Here is a 19,864-nt window from a genome sequence, read left to right on the forward strand (position 1 = left end):
TCCATCGCGCAGAGGCGTCCTCGGTGCGGGCCTCTACTCCGCGGCGCTGGCCATTCCCGGGTGGCCGGACGTGGTGGGGCGGTTCGAGAGACTGGGGTCGGATCCGCACGCCAGGATCGGGATGGGCGAGGTCGAGTCCGTCATCGCGATGACCGAGCGGATCAGCCAGATCGACGACCAGTTCGGCGGGCGCACCGCGCGGCCCATGGCGGCAGCGTTCATGGTCAACAACATCGTGCCGTACCTTCGCGCCACGGCCTCGGACGAGGTGCGCAGGGCGATGCTCTCCGCTGCGGCCGACCACCTCTACCTGACGGGGTACATGGCCGTGGACGAACGGCTGGACACCCTGGGGCAGAGCTACTACACCAAGGCGCTGGAGCTCGCGCTCGCGGCCGGTGACCATCTCACCTACTGCACCACCTTGCGTGGCATGAGCGTGCAGGCCGTCGAACTCGGCCACGGGGCAGAGGCGGTACGGCTTGCGGAAGCGGCATCGAGCGCCTCACCGCAGGCTGGGCCGCGGATGCGGGCGTTCCTGGCCGGGCAGCAGGCGCACTCTCTCGCGCGGACCGGTGACCGCGCGGGGGCGTTGGCGATGCTGCGTGCGGCGGAAGTCGCCATGGAGCAGGCCGAGTCCAGGGCGAAGGCTCATGGCTCGTACGATCCCGCCTCGCTCGCCTATCACGTGGCCCAGGTGAACCACGAACTCGGCGACCGGGAAGGGGCGATCAAGGCGCTGCAACGCTCCGAGAAGGTCAGGCCCGCCGTGTACCGGCGGGCCCGGGTGCGTCATCGGGCGATGCTGGCCGAGTGGCAGGTCGAGGCCGGTCGGGTCGAGGAGGCCGTGCAGAACTGGCACTTGGCCTTGGACGAATACCCGCAGGTGCAGTCCGGTCGGGCGGACGACCGGTTCCGGGCGATGGTCGCAGCGGTTCGCCCGTACCGACGTGACGTGCGGGTGCGTGAACTGCTCGAACGGGCCCGGCCGATGGCGGGTGGACGGGTGGGCTGAATCAGCCCAGCAGGGTGGCGAGTTCGGACTCGAAGAGGACTTCGGCGTCGAACTGCATGCCGGTGAAGTGGCCGGCGAGTTCGAGGGACAGCACGCCGTGGAGGCGGGTCCAGAGGGTGAGGAAGAGGGCGAGGGCCTCGGGTGGGGCGGGGTGGCCGGCGGCCCAGGTGCGGTGGTCGGCGAGGTGGGTGGCCAGGGGTGAGGCGGGGGTGGCCGGGGGGAGGGCGGCGGCGCAGGCGTCGATCAGGGTGACGGCGATCTCCTGGGAGATGGCCCTCGTGTCCTCGGGGGCCTGGTAGCCGGGCACCGGGGTGCCGTAGAGCAGCAGGTAGCGCTGCGGGTCGGCGAGGGCCCAGGTGCGCAGGGTGCGGGCGAGGCCGGCCAGGTCGGCGCCGGTTTCGGCGGCTGCGTGGAGGGTGTCGGCGAGGTCGCGGTAGGCCTCGCGGACGAGTTCGGTGATCAGCTCGTCCCGGTTGGCGAAGTAGCGGTAGAGGGCGGGGCCGCTCATGCCCATCTGCTTGGCGATCGCGTTCAGGGAGAGCGCGGAGGCGCCGGCGGTGGCGATCTGTTCCCAGGCGCGCTCCCTCACCTCGGTGCGGACCTGGGTGCGGTAGCGCTCGCGGGGGGTGGTGGGGTCGCTCTTCGCCATGGTGGGGGTCGCCTCTCGGATGCGTTCGTTAGAGGCTATCACGGAAGCTATTGACTCTTGATGGAGCTCGGAGTTATAACTTCTAACAAGGATGACGGGATATCGAGAGGGGAACGCCATGTTCGGTGGACGCAGGATCGGAATCCGGGCCGCAGTGATCACCGTCCCGCTGGTGGTCGCACTCCTGGGCGGTGCCGCGGCACCGGCCGGGGCGCGGTCCGCGAAACCGGCCAAGGGGCTGAGCTGCCGGGGAGCCGGGGTCGACCCGGCCGCGCAGGTCCGGTACCGGACCGAGGCGGTGATCGACGCGCCGCTCGACGTGGTGTGGAAGCTGCAGACGGACGTCGACCGCTGGCCGGCCTGGCAGCAGGCGGTCAGCAGCGCCGAGCGGCTGGACCACGGGCGGTTCCGCGCCGGGTCGGCGTTCCACTGGACGACGCCGATCCCGCCCGAGGTCGGCATCCCGGCCACCGCCCTGGACATCACCTCGACCGTGCGCCAGGTCGAGGACCGCTCCTGCGTCCGCTGGACCGGCCCGGCGGACGGAGAGGGCCTGCACATCGACGGCGTGCACGTCTGGAGGTTCACCAAGGTGCGGGGCGGGGTGCGGGTGAGCACCGAGGAGACCCACACCGGGCCGCAGGTCGACGCCGATGTGCCGTTGGCGACCGCGATCCTGCGGGCCGGGCTGGAGGGATGGCTGGCCGACCTGAAAGTGGCCGCCGAGGACCAGGTGCGCTGACGGACGGTGACGGGCGCGGTTACCGGCCCGCGCCCGTCACCGCTCGGTCAGCCGTCCAGGCGGTCGGCCGCCTCGTCCTCGCTCAGGGCCTCGATCTCGGCGACGAGCAACTCCTCCACCCGGGCCGCGAGCGCTGCCGCCGTGGAGAGTTCGAAGGCGTCGCGGATCGGGACGTCCAGCCCGACGCCCGCCCGGATCCGGGCCACGACCCGGGTGACCAGCAGCGAGTCGCCGCCCAGTTCGAAGAAGTCGTCCAGGGCTCCCACCCGGGGCACCCCCAGGACCTCCTGCCACAGCTGGGCGACCAGTTGCTCGGCATCGGTCCGCGGCGCCAGGTACGGGCGCCCGGTGGCCGGGGCCGGTTCGGGGAGGGCGGCGGTGTCGAGCTTGCCGTTGAGGGTCAGCGGGAGGGTGTCGAGGAGGACGACGGTGTCGGGGACCAGGTAGGCGGGCAGGCGCCGGACCAGGTGCTCGCGCAGGGCGGCGGCGTCGGGCTCCGCGCCCGGGGCCGGGGCGGCGTACGCGACCAGCCGCCGGCCGCCGCGCACCACGGCGGCGGCCCGGGCGACCTCGGGGCGGGCGGTCAGGGCGGCCTCGATCTCGGCCGGTTCGATCCGGTAGCCGCGCAGTTTGATCTGCTCGTCACCGCGGCCGAGGTAGTCGAGGGTCCCGTCGCTGCGCCAGCGCGCGCGGTCGCCGGTGCGGTACATCCGGCCGGCGGCGAAGGGATCGGCGGCGAACGCATCGGCGGCGAACGCATCGGCGGCGAAGGGAACGTCGGCGAACGGATCGTCCAGGAAGGCCGCGGCGGTCAGGTCGGGGCGGCCCAGGTAGCCGCGGGCGAGGCCGGTACCGCCGATGTGCAGCTCGCCCTCGGAGCCGCGCGGCAGCAGGGCGCCGCGTTCGTCCAGCACGTACAGCCGCACGCCGGGCAGCGGGCGGCCCAGGGACGGGCGGCGGGCGGCGTCCCGGGCGCCGAGGTCGGTGGCGGTGACGATCACGGTGGCCTCGGTCGGGCCGTAGGTGTTGACCAGCCGGACGGTGTCGCCGTGCCGCTCCCGCCAGCGGGCGACGGCCTCGGCGCGGACCTCGGAGCCGCCGAGCACCACCAGCCGCAGGGCGGCCGGCCACGGGGTGCGGTCGTCGTGCGAGACCAGTTCCTCCCAGTAGGCGGTGGGCAGGTCGAGGACGGTGACGGAGGGGCCGTGCGGGCCGCGCAGCAGTTCGGGCAGGGTGCGGCCGCCGCCGGGGAGCAGCACTACGCGGGCGCCGGAGGCCAGGGCGGGCCACAGTTCCTCGGCGTGGGTGTCGAAGCCGATCGACGCGAACTGGACGATCCGGTCCCCGGGGGTGAGCCGGTAGCCCTCGGGCCCGGCCATCCAGTCGACCCGGGCGGCGAGGGCGGCGTGGTCGACGGCGACGGTCTTGGGGGTGCCGGTGGAGCCGGAGGTGAACAGGACGTAGGCGAGGCCGGAGCGGTCACCGTCCGTGCTCGCCGGGGCGGCCTCGACGATCCGCAGGCCCTCGGGACCGCCCTCGTCGGTGAGCAGCAGGACGGCCCCCGACTCGCGCAGCATCAGCCGCCGCCGCTCCTCCGGGTGGGCCGGGTCGAGCGGCAGGTAGCCCGCGCCGGCCTTCCAGATCGCCAGCAGGGCCGTCACCAGCTCGAAGGAGGGGGCCAGCCGGACGGCGACCAGCTGCCCCGCCACGGATCCCAGGCGCTCGGCCAACTCGTCGGACAGCCGGTCGAGTTCGGCGTAGGAGAGGGTGCGGCCCGCGCATTCCAGGGCCGGTGCGTCCGGGGCGGCGGCGACCCGCCCGGCGAACCGGGTGAGCACGGGAAGGCCGGTGGGCCGGGGAGCCGGTCCGGTGCCGAGGGCGAGCAGTTCGGCCCGCTCGTCCGGTGTGATCAGCCAGTCGCCGTGCAGCGGCACCGTCACGTCCGCGACGGCGGCGGTGAGCAGCGCGTGGCAGCGGGTGCCGAGCGCGGCCACCGTCTCCGCGTGGAGCACCTCCCGGTCGAAGCAGAAGGAGAGCGTGAGCCCGCCGTCCGGTGTGCGCCAACTGTCCAGCAGCAGATCGGTCTTGGCGCGTTCGAAGCCGGAGTCCATGGAAGCGGTGCGGACCCCGGCGGGCAGCGGGGTGCCGCCGTTCTCGCCGGCCAGGTCGTACTGGCTCTGGTGCACGAACACGGCCTGGTAGAGCGGCGCCGCGCCGGTCTCGGCGGGCAGGCCCAGGTGGGTGGCCAGCCGCTCCAGCGGGACGTCCTGGTGGCTGAGCGCGCCGAGGGTGGCGGTGCGGACGCGGTGCAGGACGGTGCGGAAGTCCGGTTCGCCGGTGAGGTCGGCGCGGAGCACACCGGTGCGGGCGAAGTAGCCGACCAGCTCCTCCTGGGCGGCCTCGGTGCGGCCCGCGAGCGGGGTGCCGACCACGAAGTCGGTGCTGCCGGTCCAGCGGGCCAGCACGCACTGGTAGGCGGCGAGCAGCACCATGAACGGGGTGCAGCGCTCCCGCCGGGCGAGGGCGTCCAGGGCCGAGGTGAGCTCCGGGCCGAGGGCGGTGGTGGCGAAGCCGGCCGGGTGCCGGGGGTCCGCCGGGCGCGGGCGGTCCAGCGGTAGCCGCAGCCGGCCGGTGCCGGCCAGCTTCTCCGCCCAGTAGCGGAACGCGGCCTCGGTGCCGCCCGCCCCGGCGCGCCGCTGCTCGGCGCGGGCGACGTCACCGTAGCGCAGGGCGAGCGGCGCCAGCCCGGCCGGTGCCTCGCCGAGGGCCTCCCGGTAGAGCGCGAGCAGTTCGCGCCAGAGGATCCGGAACGACCAGCCGTCCGAGACGATGTGGTGGACGACCAGCGCGAGCGCGTGCTCCCCGGGCCCGGCGGAGACCAGGACGACGCGCAGCGGCGGGCGCGCGCCGAGGTCGAACGGCGCGTTGACGGTGGGGCGGCAGGCGTCGGTGAAGTCCGCCTCCGCGGCGCCCGGGGCCAGCGCGACGAGGTCGAGCGGGACGGGCGCGGCGGGCTCGACCAGTTGCACGGGCGCCTCGCCGTCCAGGGCGAAGCGGGTGCGCAGCGGCTCGTGCCGGGCGGTCAGTTGGTCGAGCGCGGCGCCCAGGGCGGTCATGTCGAGCGGGCCGCTCCACCGGCGGCACAGGTACATGTTGAAGCCGGCGTCGGCGGGGTGGAGCTGCTGGAGGAACCAGAGCCGGCGCTGTTCCTCGGTGAGCGGGTGGACGGCCTCGACGGGGCGGGCGGGGCCGGCGGTCCGGTCGGTGGTGGTCATCGGGCGGCGGCCTCGGTTCCGGTGCGGGAGGTGGGTGCGGAGGGGAGTTCGGGTGAAGCGGGGGGTGCGGTCCCGGCGCGGGCCGCGAGGGTGGCCAGGCCGACCAGGTCGTCCGGCTCCGCGTCGGGGACGTCGCGGTCGAAGTGCCGCAGGGCGGGGACGGCGAGGCAGACCAGCACCAGCAGGGCCATGGCGAGCCCGAACAGCAGGTACAGCAGGCCGATGCCGCGGCCGTCGCCGGTGCCGATCAGCCGGCCGACGCTGCCCGCCAGCGGGCCGTCCGCGTCCACCCACGGCTGGACCAGGCGCGGTCCGAGCGGTGCGACCAGGGCGAAACCGACCGGCAGGGTGGACCAGGCGACCATGGTGTTGACGGCGATCACCCGGCCGTGGAACCGCAGCGGCACCTTGGTCTGCACGATCGTCGCGTAGACGCCGTTGACCAGGGCCAGCCCGTACGCCATGCCGAAGGCGCCGAGCGCGACCGGCAGGACGCTCGGCCGCAGGCCGGTCACCAGGCAGGCGGCCGCCAGGCCGAGGGTGGCGAGCAGGACGCCGCGCAGCCGCAGCCGGCGCGGCCCGCCCCACACCAGCAGGGTCAGACCGCCGAGGACGGCGCCCAGCCCGGCCGCGACCGCGACCCAGCCGGCGGCGGCCAGCGGGGCGAAGGACAGCACCAGCGGGGTGGTGAGCAGGAACAGCGGCGACAGGAAGATGTTGAGCACGGCGAAGAACAGCAGCATCGCCCGGAAGTTGCGGCTGCCGAGCGCCCGCCGGAAGCCGGCCCGGATCTCGGCGGCGACGCTCTCCCGGCGCCGCGCTGCCATCACGTCGGGGAAGCGCACGGCCAGCGTCACGCCGGTGGCGACCACGTAGCTGGCCACGTCCATCGCCAGGATGCCGCCGAGCCCGAGCGCCGACAGCAGGCCGACCGCGAACAGCGGCACCAGGAACTGGGCGAGGCCGAAGGCCATCTGGACGACGCCGTTGGCGCGGCCGAGGAAGCGTTTCGGGACGAGCTGCGGCACGGCCGAGTTCCAGGCCAGCCGCTGGAAGGTCAGCGCCGTCGACAGCACCGCGATCAGCACGTACGCGTGCCACACCGCCAGCGAGTCGGTCAGGTACAGCAGCAGCATCACCGCCTGGGTGAGGCCAGCGGCGACATCGCCGTACAGCATGATCCGGCGCCGGTCGCCCCGGTCCACCAGCGCCCCGGCCAGCGGCGCGGTGAGGATGCCGGGGACGAGCCCGCAGGCGGCCAGCAGGCCGAACTGCGCGAGCGAGCCGGTGGTCAGGTAGATCCAGACCGGCAGCGCGAACTCGGTGAGCGCCGAGCCGATCATCGAGATCTGCTGGCCGGCGGCGACGCCGAGGAAGCGGCGCATGGTGGGCCGCACCGCGGCGGTCGAGGCCGCGGCTGCCGTCGCCGGCTCGGCCGCCGAGCCCGCGCCGTCCGCCGCGTCCGGGGAACGGGAGAGCCCGGCCAGCCACCAGGTGGCGCCCTCGGTGCGCCGGTGCCGCTGCTCCTCGCCGTCGACGACCGAGCGGTGCACGGTGGTGAGGACCTCGGCCAGTTCGGCGGCCCGGTACTTGAGGTAGAAGTGCCCGGCCTCGTCGAGCACCACGACGCCGGTGGTGTCGCTGAGCCGGTGCCACTCCCGGTACCGCTCCTCGTAGAACTCGGTGGCCGGGTCCCGGTCGCCGCAGACCGCGTACACCGGGGCGGCGATCCGGCCGTCCTCGCTCTCGAACAGCCGGGTGAAGTACTGCTCGGCCTCCCGGGTGCCGGTCCGGCGGTTGGCGACCATCAGCCGCAGCTGCTCGGTGCCGACCTCGTCGGTGTCCAGGCCGGCCGCCGCCAGGGCGTTGATCATGCCCTGGTCGCTGCGCAGCCGGTCGGCGGTGCGGGCCCACCACTCGCCGACGGCGGCGCCGCGCCCGCGCGGCCGGGCGAACGGGAAGATGCCGCCGAGGTGGACGGCCTCGACCTCGCGGCCGGCCGCCTCCAGCCGCCGGGCGATCTCCACGGCCAGCCGGACGCCGACACCGCAGTGGCCGTACAGCACGATCCGGCCCTCGACGGTGTCCAGGACCTCCTGGGCGCAGCCGGCCGCGACCTCGTCGATGTCCATGGCCTCCTCGCCCAGTTCGTGCCCGGGGACGGCGAGCGAGTGCAGGGCCCAGTCGGCCGGGAGGGCGTCGGCGAGCGGCTTGTAGATGAGCGCGCTGCCGCCGCCGTACGGGGTGCAGACCAGGCTGGCGGTGGTCCGGCGGCCGGCCGGGGTGAGCAGGTGCAGCAGGCTGCGCGGGCCGCGATCGGCGTGCGGATCGCTGACCAGGGCGGCCAGCCGGCGCACCGTGGGGTACTTGAAGAGGTCCATCACCCCGACCGGGGTGGGGAGTTCGGGGAAAGCGCGGCGCAGCTTGGCGACCACCTGGGTGGCCAGCAGCGAGTGCCCGCCGAGTTCGAAGAAGTCGTCCAGGGCGCCCACCCGGGGCACGCCGAGCAGTTCGGCCCAGAGCGCGGCGAGGAATTCCTCGGCCGCGCCCTCGGGTTGGACGAACTCCCCGCTCGCGGCGGGCTCCTCGGGTTCGGGCAGGTTCCGCCGGTCGACCTTGCCGTGGGCCAGCAGGGGCAGCCGGTCGAGTACCACGAACCGCGCCGGGACCATGTAGTCGGGCAGCAACTCGCCCAGGGCGTCGCGCAGTTCGGCCGGAGTGGGCACCGGGGCGCCCCCGGGGTGCTCCAGGTAGGCGACCAGCATCTGCCGCAGGCCCTCGCCCCGGGCCAGGACGACGGCCTGGCCGATCCCGGGCAGGGCGGTGAGGGCCGCCTCGATCTCGCCGGGTTCCACCCGGTAGCCGCGGACCTTGATCTGGTCGTCGGCCCGGCCCAGGTAGTCGAGTGTGCCGTCGGTGCGCCAGCGGGCCAGGTCGCCGGTGCGGTAGAGCCGGTCGCCGGGGGCGCCGAAGGGGTCGTCGACGAAGCGCTCGGCGGTCAGCTCCGGCCGGCCCAGGTAGCCGCGGGCCAGCCGGTCGCCGCCGAGGAACAGCTCGCCGGTGACGCCCGGCGGCACCGGCTGCCCGGCCTCGTCGAGGACGTGGCAGCGGGCTCCGGCGAGCGGGGTGCCGATCGGGGTGCTGCCCGGCCCGGCGGCCTCGGCGGTGACCTCGTGCACGGTCACGCCGACGGTGGCCTCGGTCGGGCCGTAGTGGTTGAACACCGCGCACCGGCCGAGGGCGGCCAGGCCCGCGGCCCACGGCCAGGCCGAGGCTTCGCCGCCGAGCACCAGCGACCGGCGCGGCAGCAGCCGCTCCATCGGGGCGTCGGCGCTCAGCGCGGCCAGGTGCGAGGGGGTCATCTTGAGGTGGTCGAGCTCCAACGCCTCGATCTGCTCGGCGAGTTCGGCCCCGGCGATCCGGCGCGGCAGCAGGTGGACCAGGCCGCCGGTGCTCAGCGCGAGGTACAGCATCGTCATGCTGAAGTCGAAGGCCAGCGACTGCAGCAGCCCGTAGCTCGCGCCGGGCTCGATCCGCAGCCGCTCCCGCACCCCGGCCAGGTAGTTGAGGATCTGGCGGTGCTGGACGGCGACACCCTTGGGGGTGCCGGTGGAGCCGGAGGTGTAGATGACGTAGGCGAGGTGGTCCGGTCCCGAGAGTTCCGGCAGCGGGTCGGCGTCCCGCGGTGGCGGCTCGGTGTCCAGCAGCAGCGCGGCGCCGTCGTGGCCGGGGAAGCGGTCGCGCAGGGCCGAGTCGGTGAGCAGGACCCGGACCCCGGCGTCGGCGACCAGGTGGGCGAGCCGGGCGGGCGGCTGCTCCGGGTCCAGCGGCAGGTAGGCGCCGCCGGCCTTCAGCACGCCGAGCAGGGCCACCGCCAGTTCGGGCGACTGCTCCAGGCAGACCGCGACCCGGTCGTCCGGACCGACGCCGAGCGCGCGCAGCCGGCGGGCGAGCCCGGTGGCGCGCTCGTCCAGCTCGCGGTAGGTGACGGTGCGGCCCCCGGACTCCAGGGCCGGCCGGTCGGGGTGGGCACGGGCGGTGGCGGCGAGCAGGGCGGTCAGGGTGGCCGGGGCGCCGTCCGGGTCGGGCAGCGCGGGCCCGGCGGCCCAGCGCTCCAGGACGTCCCGCCGCTCGGCGGGGGTGGCCAGCGGCAGCCGGGAGAGCGGCCGGTCCGGGTCGGCGACCGCCGCCGCGAGGAGGAGTTCGAAGCGCTCGACCAGCCGGCGCACGGTCGCGGCGTCGAACAGGTCGGTGCGGTAGGTGAGCAGCCCGTAGAGGCCGCCGTCGGACTTCTCCCGCAGGTAGAACGCGAGGTCGGTGCGGGTGGTGGCGGCCTCGTGCCCGAAGCTCTCGGCGGTCGGCGCGGCGGGGGAGCCCGCGGAGCCGGGGGCGGACGCGGGGCCGGGGGTGGACGCGGAGCCGGGGGCGGACGCGGGGCCGGGGGTGGACGCGGCGCTGCGCTCGCCGTAGTTCTGGTAGGCGAAGCTGACCTGGAACACGGCGGAGCGGCTGACGTCGCGCTCGATCTCCAGATCGGCCACCATCTGCTCGAACGGCACCTCCTGGTGGGTGTACGCGTCGAGGGTGGTGGCGCGGACCCGGCCGACCAGTTCGGCGAAGGTCGGATCGCCGTCCAGCCGGGCCCGGATCGGCAGCATGTTGATGAACAGGCCGACCACGCCTTCGAGTTCGCGGTGCAGGCGGCCGGCCACCGCCGAACCTATCGCGAAGTCCCGCCGCCCGGCGTGCCGGCCGAGCAGGGTCTGCAGCGCCGCCATCAGCACCATGTAGCCGGAGGCGCCCGAGGACCTGGCCAACTCGGCGACGCCACTTCCGAGTTCACTGCTCCAGTGGAATTCGGTGGCGGCCCCCTCGAAGGTCCGCACCGGCGGCCGGGGGCGGTCCGTCGGCAGCTCCAGGGCCGGGACGTCGCGCAGCTCCTCGCGCCAGTAGGCCCGCGAGCCCGCCAGCGCCCCGCCGGCCAGCCGCTCCCGCTGCCAGCCCGCGTAGTCGCCGAACCGCACCGGCAGTTGGGGCAGCCGGTCCGGGGTGCCGTGCGCGTGCCGGGCGTACAGCGCGTCGAGTTCGCGGTGCAGGATGTCCAGCGACCAGCCGTCGCTGACGATGTGGTGCATGACCAGGGCGAGCACGTGCTCGTCCGGCGCGGTGCGCACCAGCAGGGCGCGCAGCAGCGGGCCCTCGGCCAGGTCGAACGGTCGCGCCACCCGCTCGCCGACCTCGCGGGCGGCCCGTCCGGCCGGGTCCCGGTCGCCGGTCGCGTCCACGAACTCGGCTGCGAGCGGGCCGGGTTCGGCGATCCGGACCTCGGCGGTGCCCTCGGGGGTGGCGGGGAAGCTCATCCGCAGCGCCTCGTGCCGGGCGAGCAGCCCGGTGAGTGCGGCGTCGAGCGCGGTGCGGTCCAGCGGGCCGCGCAGCCGGCGGGCCGGGGCCAGGGTCCAGGCGGTGGAGCCGGGCGCGAACTGGTCCATGAACCAGAGGCGTTCCTGCCCGCTGGAGAGCGGGACCGCGCTGCCCGGGGGCCGGACGGGGACGGTGGTGGCGGGAGGCGCGTCGACGGGAGTGCCGCCGCCGGGCGCGGGCGCGGTGGGTCCGGCGGCGTCCGCGGCCGCGGTGGTGCCGGCGGCCGCGCGCAGGCGCTGGGCGAGCAGGGCGCGTTTGGTCGCGGACAGCCCGGCCGCGGGGTCCTGGAGGTCGGTCATGGGTTGTTCCATTCGGCGCACGTCGGGCGGCGGCTGCGGTGCCGTCGGGCGGGATCGCCACGGGGCGGGCCGCCGCGGGGGAGGGGGCGCGGGGCAGGGAGGGCGAGGGAAGCGGGTGCGGGTACGAGTGCGGGCGGCGGGGAGGGAAGGCCGGGCGGCGCGGGTCCGGCCGCGCCGCCCGGGGGTCACCGCAGTTCGCGGACGGCGGCGGCGATGCCGAGCGGGGTCGGGCTGGCGAAGAATACGTCGAAGTCCAGCTCGACACCCAGCAGGTCGCGGATCCTGGCAGTGATCTGAATGATCGTCAGGGAGTGGCCGCCGAGGTCGAAGAGGTCGTCCTCGGGACCGAGGCCGGGCATCCGCAGCACCTCGGACCAGATCCCGAGCACGGCGGCGAGCACCTCGTCCTCCGCGTCCGGCCCGGCGGCGGGACCGGCCGGGGCCTCGACCGGCACCGGCGGGACGGGCAGCGCGCGGCGGTCCAGCTTGCCGTTGGGCGTGAGCGGCAGCCGGTCGAGCACCAGGAAGCGCTGCGGGACGGCCGCTCCGGGCAGCAACCGCTGGAGGAAGGACCGGAGTTCGGCGGGAGCGGGAGCGGGCTGTCCGGCGGCCGGGACGAGATAGCCGGCGACGAACGGCTCTCCGTCGACCGCGTCCCCGCCGTCCCCGCCGTCCCCGTCGCCCCCGACCCCGCGGCCCCCTTCCCCGGGCGCGGCGGCCTCCTCCCGGTGCACCGCGGCGGCGGCCTCGGCGACCGCCGGATGGGTCAGCAGTGCCGCCTCGACCTCCCCCAACTCGATCCGGTGGCCGCGGACCTTGACCTGGTCGTCGAGCCGGCCGAGGAACTCCAGTTCGCCGTCCGGGCTCCAGGCCACCAGGTCGCCGGTGCGGTAGAGCCGGTCGCCGGGGGCGCCGAAGGGGTCGTCGACGAAGCGCTCGGCGGTCAGCTCCGGCCGGCCCAGGTAGCCCTCGGCGAGCCCGTCGCCGCCCAGGTGGAGTTCGCCGGGCACGCCGATCGGCAGCGGCCGGCGGCGGCGGTCGAGCACCAGCGCGCGGGTGTTGGCGATGGGCCGGCCGATCCGGACCGCCTCCGGGTCGTCCGGCAGCTCGGCGCAGGTGGACCAGACGGTGGTCTCGGTCGGCCCGTAGACGTTGAACAGGCGGTCGGTGCCGGCCCGCAGCTGCCGGGCCAGCGGCAGCGGCAGGGCCTCCCCGCCGACCAGGCCGGTCAGCCCGGACGGCAGCGGCCCGGCGCCGAGCAGGACCCGCCAGCCCGAGGGGGTGGCCTGGACGTGGGTGACGCCCTCGCGCTCGACCAGCGCGCGCAGCCCGGGGCCGTCCACGGACAGGCCGTCCGGGGCCAGCACCAGGCGGCCGCCGGTGGTCAGCGGCAGCAGCAGTTCCAGGGCGGAGATGTCGAAGGAGAGCGAGGTGAGGCCGAGCCAGACGTCCCGGGGGCCGGAGCCGAGCCGCGTGGCGAAGGCCGTGAGCAGGTTGACCAGCGCCCGGTGGCCGATCTCGACGCCCTTGGGGCGGCCGGTGGAGCCGGAGGTGTACAGGACGTACGCGAGCCGGCCGGCGTCGGCCCCGGCGTCGGTGCCGTCCCCGGCTCCGGCATCGCCGTCGGCCCCGCCCTCGGCCCCGCCCTCGGTGTCGGCGTTCGCCCCGGAGGAGGCGCCGCCCAGCCGGAGCACCGCCGGTGCGGCGGCGGCGACTGCGGGCTCCGGTTCGCGGTCGGCCAGCAGCAGGGCGGCGCCGGAGTCGGCGAGCACGAAGGCGAGCCGCTCGGCCGGGTAGCCGGGGTCGAGCGGGAGGTAGCCGGCGCCGACCGCGTGCACGGCGAGCAGCGCGGCCGGCAGGTCGGCGGTCCGGGCGAGGTGCAGGCCGACCAGGTCGTCCCGGCCGATGCCGGCCGCGGTGAGCGCCCCGGCCAGCCGGTCGGCGCGGCGCAGCAACGCCCGGTACGTCAGCCGTTCCTCCCCGGCCACCACGGCGAGCGCGTCGGGGGCGGCCCCGGCGCGCTCCCGGACCAGGTCGAGCACGGTCCGGTCGGCGGGGTAGGCGCGGGCGGTGTCGTTCCAGGCGGTGGTCACCAGGTGCCGCTCGGCCCCGTCGAGCAGGGGCAGGTCGCCGAGCGGCGTCGCGGGGTCGGCCACGGCGGCGGCGAGCAGGGTGGCGAAATGCCCGGCGATCCGCCGTGCGGCGGCGGAGGCGAGCACGGCCGGGTCGTACTGGAGCGAGAGGTCGATCCCGTCGGCGCCGTCGACGGCCTGGAGGTGCAGGGTGTTGCGGGCCGCGTGCGGGAAGACGGTCCAGTCGACCAGGGCGGTGCTGCCGGGGAAGACGGGGTCGGCGGTGGTGCGGCGGCGGTAGCCGAAGGAGACCGGCGCCAGCCCGGCCCGGGGGGTGAGGCCGGGGACGGCGCTGCCGAACGGGACGGCGCGGTGTGCGGAGACCAGTCGGGCCTCGGTGCGCACGGCGGCGGCGTAGCGCGCGAACGGCGTCTCGCCGTCCTGGCCGGCCGGGGCGTACACGGGCAGCTCGTTGACGAACAGGCCGATCGCGCGGCGCTGCCAGGGTCCACGGGTGGAGAAGGGGACGGCGACCGGGACGGCCTCGCCGCCGTAGCGGTGCAGCAGGCCGTGCAGGGCGGCGAGCAGGAACTCGAAGCGGGTGACCCCGGCGGCCCGGGCGGCGTCCGCGAGGGCGGCCCCGGCCGCGCCGTCGAGCCGCCAGGCGACGGCTTCGCCGGGACCGGCGTCGGTCACGGCGCGGGGGCCGCCGGGGAGCACCGGGGCGGTGGCGGCGGCCCACCGGGGGCCGTGGAAGGCGGCGGCCCGGGCCAGGAGGGCGGGGTCGAGCGGCGCGGCGTCGGTGTCCCCGTCCGCTGCCGATCGCCCGCCGTCCGCCGACGAGGTGAGCGCGGCGGCGTACCCGGCGGCGAGGTCCGCGACCAGCACGTCCTTGGAGTTGCCGTCGAACACCGCGTGGTGCGCCACCACCAGCAGCTCGGCGCTCCCGTCCGCCCGCCGGTCCAGGGTGAACCGGGCGAGCGGCCCCCGGGCCAGGTCGAACGGCAGGGCCAGCTCTTCGGCGAGCCGCTTGGCGAGGGCGTCGGCGCAGGCGTCGGCACACTCGCCGACCGGCTCGCCGACCGGTTCCAGGACGGTGAGCGCGGGCGTCCGCCCGGCCGGGACGGGGCGCAGCACGCCGTCCCTTTCCACCAGCGCGGAGGAGAGCGCGGGGTGCCGGGCGACGGTCGCGGTGACGGCGCGGGCCAGCGCGTCGGCGTCGATCCGGTCGAAGCCGATCCGCAGCGCGAGGTGGAAGACCTCGGGGACGTGGGTGAGCCTGCTGGTCAGCCAGATTCCGTGCTGGGCGGGGGAGGCGGGCCGTGCGGCGTCCGTCGCTCTCGCGGGGTCCCCGGCGGCGGAGGACGAGCCGGGCCGGTTGGGGGAGTCGGACATGCGGTGCTCGATTCGGGAGTCGGAGACGGAGCCGCGGGGCACCCGTCCGAGCGGTGGCCGTGGCGGCGCGCGGGCGCGGCACGGCGCGATCGGACGGCGCGGCTGCCGAAGGGTGGCCGGCCCGCCCCGCGGACCGGTCGGCAGGCGCCGAGGCACGGCCGGACCCGACTCCCAGGTTTCCCCCCTGATGCGTCAGGCGACGCGATCCCCTACCCCCGTACGAAGATCATTGGCCTGGACCTGCCGAGAGATTTCCACAGACCACATGCCTCGTCAAGGGTTGTCCACGACCTGGCCGGAGGCTGCCGACGGTTCGTCAACCACCTTCCGCGCCGGGGGGTCTGGCGCGACCGGCGGGGCTGCTGGGAACGCGGTCGCGGCCGTCATGGCGCGAAGGGCGGCCGCGGACCCCCGTCGACGGCAAGTTGTCTGTACAGCTATGGGTTCACTGTCTGTCATCGACGCGCCATCGAACCCCCCGTTCCCGTCCACCTGGGGCCCGTACACATAACGGGTCTGGACCACTGCTCCAGGCACCCCCCGTTCTGTACAAGGAGTCACCCCCGATGAGTCCGAAGCCCGAACTGTCGCGCCGCACCCTGCTCGGCGGCGCGGCCGCGGCCGCCGTGCTGTCCGCCCTCCCCCTCAGTGTGCGCGAGGCGCTCGCCGCGCCGGCCCGCCCCGGCCGCCTGGCGGACATCCAGCATGTTGTGGTGTTCATGCAGGAGAACCGCGCCTTCGACCACTACTTCGGCACCCAGGCCGGCGTTCGCGGCTTCGGCGACCGGACGGCGGTGCGGGGCGTCAACGGCCGCTCGGTCTTCCATCAGCCCGACCCGAGCCGCAAGGAGGGCCACCTCCTGCCGTTCCCGATGAACGCCGCCCACACCAACGCGTACCAGCAGGGCGCCCCCGCGTTCGGCTTCGTCGACTCGATGAAGGCCTGGAACGACGGCCTCGCCGACGGCTCGGTCACCCGCCGCTCCAGCGGCTGGCTCGGCCAGGGCTACTACGAGAGCGCCGACATGCCCTTCTACCACGCGCTCGCCTCGGTGTTCACCACCTGCGACGCCTACTACGCGTCGGTGCAGTGCAACACCAACACCAACCGCGAGCACCTGATGACGGGCACCAGCGGCGGCACCGTCCGGGACACCCCGGTCACCGACAACACCGAGATCCCCGGTGGCTACGAGTGGACCACCTACGCCGAGCGCCTGGAGAAGGCCGGCGTCAGCTGGCGGACCTACCAGGCGCTGGACAACTTCGACGACAACGCGCTCGCCTGGTTCGCCCCCTTCGTCAAGGCCAAGCCCGGCGAGCCGCTGTACGAGCGCGGCATGCGCGCGGTCGGCGACCCGGCCAAGAAGGGCGACCCGTTCGCGATGGGTGACGCCCTGGTCGAGGCCTTCGCCGCCGACATCCAGGCCGACACCCTCCCGCAGGTGTCCTGGATCGTCGCCCCGGCCGCGCTCTCCGAGCACGCCAACTACGCGCCGCCGAACGGCGAGCACCTCACCGCCCGGCTGCTGGCCGCCCTCGCGGCCAAGCCCGAGGTGTGGGAGAAGACCGTCTTCATCCTCAACTACGACGAGCACGGCGGCTTCTTCGACCACCAGCTGCCGCCCGTCCCGCCGCTGGCCGCCGGGCGCGGCAAGTCCACCGTCCCCGTGGACGGCGAGGTCGTCGTCCGCGTCGCCAAGGGCGGCTCCACCTACCACCGCGTGGTGAGCCAGGACGGCAGGTACCGGGTCCGGGCCGCCGACGGCTCGCTCGCCTGGTCCGACACCCTGCCCGCCGGCGAGAGCGTGGTCTCCGGACCGTACCCGATGGGCCTCGGCGTCCGGGTGCCGATGATCGTCGTCTCCCCGTGGACCCGCGGCGGTGTCGTCGACTCCAGCGTCTACGACCACACCTCGGTGCTGCGCTTCCTGGAGCAGCGCTTCGGTGTCCAGGAGCCCAACATCAGCCCCTGGCGGCGCTCGGTCTGCGGCGACCTCACCAACGTCTTCGACTTCTCCGGCCGCGACCCGCGCTGGCCCGAACTCCCCGACACCAGCGGCAACCGGCAGAAGGTCGTCGACACCGGCAAGCTGCCCGCGCCCACCGTGCCCGACCCGCAGGCCTTCCCGCGGCAGGAGCGCGGCACCCGGGCCGCCCGCCCGGCGCCGTACGACCTCACCGTCAAGCCGCGCCTCAAGGGCGACCAGCTGACGATCGACTTCATCAACCAGGGCAGGCAGGGTGCCGTGTTCGCGGTCTACCCGGCCCCCGGAGCCCCGCCGCGCCACTACACGGTGGGCGCCAAGTCCCGCACCTCCGACGTCTGGACGGTCGGCCAGGACGGCTACGACCTGCGGGTCCACGGCCCCAACGGCGCGCTCTGGCACCTGCGCGGCACCGTCGACGCGGCGTACGAGATCTCGCTCTCCGAGGAGCGCGACGGCAAGGTGCTGGAGGTGGACGTGATCAACCGCTCGCGCACCGCCCAGACCTTCCTGGTCGGCGACCTCGCCTACGGCGACGGACTGCGCGAGGTCCGGGTCGCCGCGGGCGACGACAAGACCGTCAACCTCAACGTCGGCCCCGAGGGCTGGTACGACGTCGCGGTGGGGGTGCGCGGCGAACTCGGCTTCCGCCGCCGGATCGCCGGCCGCTTCCCCTGGGACGGCGAGCACCTGCTGACCGACCCGGCGATGGGCCAGGCCGACCCGCTGGCGGTGGACGTCGCGCTCAAGTCCGCCTCCACCACCATCGACGAGGCGATTCTGCTGCCCGGCCGCCCCGCCCGGGTCACCGCCCGCTTCACCGCCGCCGACGCGCTGACCGTGATCGAGGCCCAGCCGGTCGTCCCGGCCGGCTGGACGGTCACCGCCGTCACCGCGCCGCCCGTGGCGCTGGCCGCCGGGGCGAGCGCCACCGCCGAGTGGGACGTCACCCCGCCCGCCCAGTTGCCGGACGGCGCCACCCACCGCGTCCTGGTCACCGCCCGCGCGCTGGCCGGCAACCGCTTCGCCGTCGCCGACGGGGAACTCGCCGCCCGCACCGCGCCGGTGATGGCCGGCCACCTGCTCGGCGAGGACTTCGAGTCGCTCGCGGCCGCGCTCCAGCCGGTCGCCGGGGTGGTCGGCTGGACGCCGCAGGCCCCGCAGGGCTGGTCGGTGGTCAACGCGCCGGCCATGCCGCAGGGCACCGTCCGGCTCCAGGGCTGGACCTTCCACACCAAGCGCGAGTGGTCCAACCCGGCCGGCCAGGACCGGGGCAACTTCACCCGGGGCCTGGGCATCCTGGCCGTCGCCGACCCGGACGACTGGGACGACACCGGTGCGCCGTCCAAGAAGGGCGTGTTCGACTCGACCCTGGTCTCGCCCGTCGTGCCAGTCCCGGCCGGGGCCACCACCCTGTACCTGGGCTTCGACTCGCACTACCGCCAGGAGGCCCCGCAGAAGGCCTCCGTCACGGCGGTCTTCGACAACGGCACCGAGACCCGGCTGGTGTCCTACAGCTCGGACGCCACCGGCAACGACAACGCCGGCAAGGACGTCCAGAACGCCTTCGTCACCAAGCAGTTCGCCGTTCCGGCGGGTGCGCGCGGCGTGACGCTGAAGTTCCGGATGTTCGACGCCGGGAACAACTGGTTCTGGGCCGTCGACCACATCCGGCTGGACGTGAAGCCGATCACCGGCTGACGCCCGCGCGCCGCCCGCGCGCCGCCGCGCGCGGCCCGGGCGTCCTGCGTCACCCACCCGGCCCGCCCGGGCCCCGGACTCCGGGGCCCGGGCGGGCCGTTCGCGCTGCCGGGAAGTGCGTGTCGGCGCACTGTCAACAGTGGCGAACCCGTCGCGGGCCCCGGCGCGGACCGGAAAGTCACTGTCCGTGCCGATGGTCCCACCGATAGGAATGGGTGTCCGGTGCGGATCGCCCGTACCGTGGAGAGGAGCCGCTCCGTGTCCCGTCTTCGCGCCGTCGCCCTGGCTGCCGGTTGTGCCGCCGCCGCACTCACCATGACCACGACCACCGCGCACGCCGCCCCCGGTGACACCCTGAACGTCTGCAGCAGCCAGCTCACCCCGAGCGGCTGGGTCGACGTCCAGTGGTGGAACGACGTGAGCTGCGGCTCGACCTTCAACCCCAACAAGAAGCAGATCAAGCAGCTCACCGGTCTGCCGATCGGCACCACGCTCACCGTCTGCGCCTCGACCTACCAGCCGGCCGGCTGGGTGCAGCTCTCCTCGTTCTACAACAGCAGCTGCCGCTACTCGGCCGTGCCGAGCCTCAACGACAACGCCTGGCAGATCAAGCGCGTCTCCTGACGCCTCCTCGCGGGCACCCCGCGGCAGCGCGCCGACGGCCCGCCGGTCCCGTACCGGCGGGCCGTCGGCCTGCCCGGGGCCGGGCCGCGTCCGGCCCCGGGTGCGGACCCTCCCGGCTCGGTCTCCCCTTGGGCGGCCCGTCCCCGAGTCGTCGTGGGCGCGCCCCGTTCGCCCGAATCCCTTGACCATCGAGAGATATGATCCGCCCCGTCCGCCAGTCCTCCGGGAGGTCACCGCCATGCACCAGCGCCTGCTGCGTCTCACCGGCGCCGCCACCGCCGTCTACGGAATCGCCGTCGCCCGCCGGCCCGCCCTGCTCGCCCGCCCCTCCGGCCTCACCGCGCCGGACGGCTCGGTGCCCGCGCCGGTCGCCGCCTGCCTGCGCCCGCTGGCCCTGCGCGACGCCGCCTGCGGCCTCGCCATGGCCTTCGCCCCGAACGACGCCGCGCTGCGCACCGCGACCGCCGTGCGGATCGCCTCCGACCTGGGCGACGCCGCACTGCTCGCCACCGCCCTCCCGTCCCGCCGCCACCGGGTGATGGCCGTCGCCGTCTCGGTCGGCTGGGGCGCGCTCTCGGTGGCCGGACTCCTGGCGCGACCGCGAAACCTCTCCGCCCGTCAAGTCTCTTGACGGTCGAGAGATATGATCCGGGCTGTCCACGACCCCGCCCAGGCCCGGAGCG

The 19,864-nt window shown here is 75.3% G+C and carries 9 protein-coding genes; 5 read left to right on the top strand and 4 right to left on the bottom strand.

All coding sequences use genetic code 11. From position 1 onward, the window contains the following. The coding region (locus SM793_RS23985; protein ID WP_320440349.1) for a tetratricopeptide repeat protein at positions 1–1,015 on the top strand (1,015 nt) is incomplete at its 5' end. Between the two features lies 1 nt (position 1,016). Here SM793_RS23985 and SM793_RS23990 read toward each other — a convergent pair. Continuing rightward, the gene (locus tag SM793_RS23990) at positions 1,017–1,664 is read right to left on the bottom strand and encodes a TetR/AcrR family transcriptional regulator (RefSeq protein ID WP_320440350.1); all 648 of its coding nucleotides are present in this window, start codon (positions 1,662–1,664) and stop codon (positions 1,017–1,019) included. Positions 1,665–1,782: 118 nt separating this feature from the next. Here SM793_RS23990 and SM793_RS23995 point away from each other — a divergent pair, with 118 nt between their 5' ends. After that, complete coding sequence (locus SM793_RS23995; protein ID WP_320440351.1) at positions 1,783–2,406, top strand: SRPBCC family protein; 624 nt, start codon at positions 1,783–1,785, stop codon at positions 2,404–2,406. Positions 2,407–2,453: 47 nt separating this feature from the next. Here SM793_RS23995 and SM793_RS24000 read toward each other — a convergent pair whose 3' ends face one another. The 3 genes from SM793_RS24000 to SM793_RS24010 all read right to left on the bottom strand — a co-directional run bounded on the left by SM793_RS24000 (position 2,454) and on the right by SM793_RS24010 (position 14,868). Further along, complete coding sequence (locus SM793_RS24000) at positions 2,454–5,681, bottom strand: amino acid adenylation domain-containing protein (RefSeq protein WP_320440352.1); 3,228 nt, start codon at positions 5,679–5,681, stop codon at positions 2,454–2,456. Further along, positions 5,678–11,401, bottom strand: coding sequence for a non-ribosomal peptide synthetase (locus tag SM793_RS24005; RefSeq protein ID WP_320440353.1), 5,724 nt, complete (start codon positions 11,399–11,401; stop codon positions 5,678–5,680). Before SM793_RS24005 ends, SM793_RS24000 begins: the two co-directional genes overlap by 4 nt. Before the next feature lie 185 nt (positions 11,402–11,586). Beyond that, positions 11,587–14,868, bottom strand: a complete 3,282-nt coding sequence (locus tag SM793_RS24010; protein ID WP_320440354.1) for an amino acid adenylation domain-containing protein — start codon at positions 14,866–14,868, stop codon at positions 11,587–11,589. A gap of 566 nt (positions 14,869–15,434) precedes the next feature. Here SM793_RS24010 and SM793_RS24015 point away from each other — a divergent pair. From SM793_RS24015 to SM793_RS24025, 3 genes are all read left to right on the top strand, one after another. Continuing rightward, a complete protein-coding gene (locus SM793_RS24015) occupies positions 15,435–18,557 on the top strand; it encodes a phosphocholine-specific phospholipase C (RefSeq protein WP_320440355.1) in 3,123 nt (1,040 codons plus the stop codon). Positions 18,558–18,815: 258 nt separating this feature from the next. After that, on the top strand, positions 18,816–19,181 hold the full coding sequence (locus SM793_RS24020; protein WP_320440356.1) for a hypothetical protein: 366 nt from the start codon (positions 18,816–18,818) through the stop codon (positions 19,179–19,181). Between the two features lie 238 nt (positions 19,182–19,419). After that, complete coding sequence (locus tag SM793_RS24025) at positions 19,420–19,812, top strand: hypothetical protein (protein WP_320440357.1); 393 nt, start codon at positions 19,420–19,422, stop codon at positions 19,810–19,812. Positions 19,813–19,864: the final 52 nt, after the last annotated feature.

This window comes from Kitasatospora purpeofusca, from assembly GCF_034043715.1.
Taxonomy (GTDB): Bacteria; Actinomycetota; Actinomycetes; order Streptomycetales; family Streptomycetaceae; genus Kitasatospora; species Kitasatospora purpeofusca_A.

Excerpts from the sequence above, each read along its gene's own strand:
- SM793_RS23990 (WP_320440350.1), bottom strand. The coding sequence starts at position 1,664 with ATGGCGAAGAGCGACCCCACCACCCCCCGCGAGCGCTACCGCACCCAG.
- SM793_RS23995 (WP_320440351.1), top strand. The coding sequence starts at position 1,783 with ATGTTCGGTGGACGCAGGATCGGAATCCGGGCCGCAGTGATCACCGTC.
- SM793_RS24000 (WP_320440352.1), bottom strand. The coding sequence starts at position 5,681 with ATGACCACCACCGACCGGACCGCCGGCCCCGCCCGCCCCGTCGAGGCC.
- SM793_RS24005 (WP_320440353.1), bottom strand. The coding sequence starts at position 11,401 with ATGACCGACCTCCAGGACCCCGCGGCCGGGCTGTCCGCGACCAAACGC.
- SM793_RS24010 (WP_320440354.1), bottom strand. The coding sequence starts at position 14,868 with ATGTCCGACTCCCCCAACCGGCCCGGCTCGTCCTCCGCCGCCGGGGAC.
- SM793_RS24015 (WP_320440355.1), top strand. The coding sequence starts at position 15,435 with ATGAGTCCGAAGCCCGAACTGTCGCGCCGCACCCTGCTCGGCGGCGCG.
- SM793_RS24025 (WP_320440357.1), top strand. The coding sequence starts at position 19,420 with ATGCACCAGCGCCTGCTGCGTCTCACCGGCGCCGCCACCGCCGTCTAC.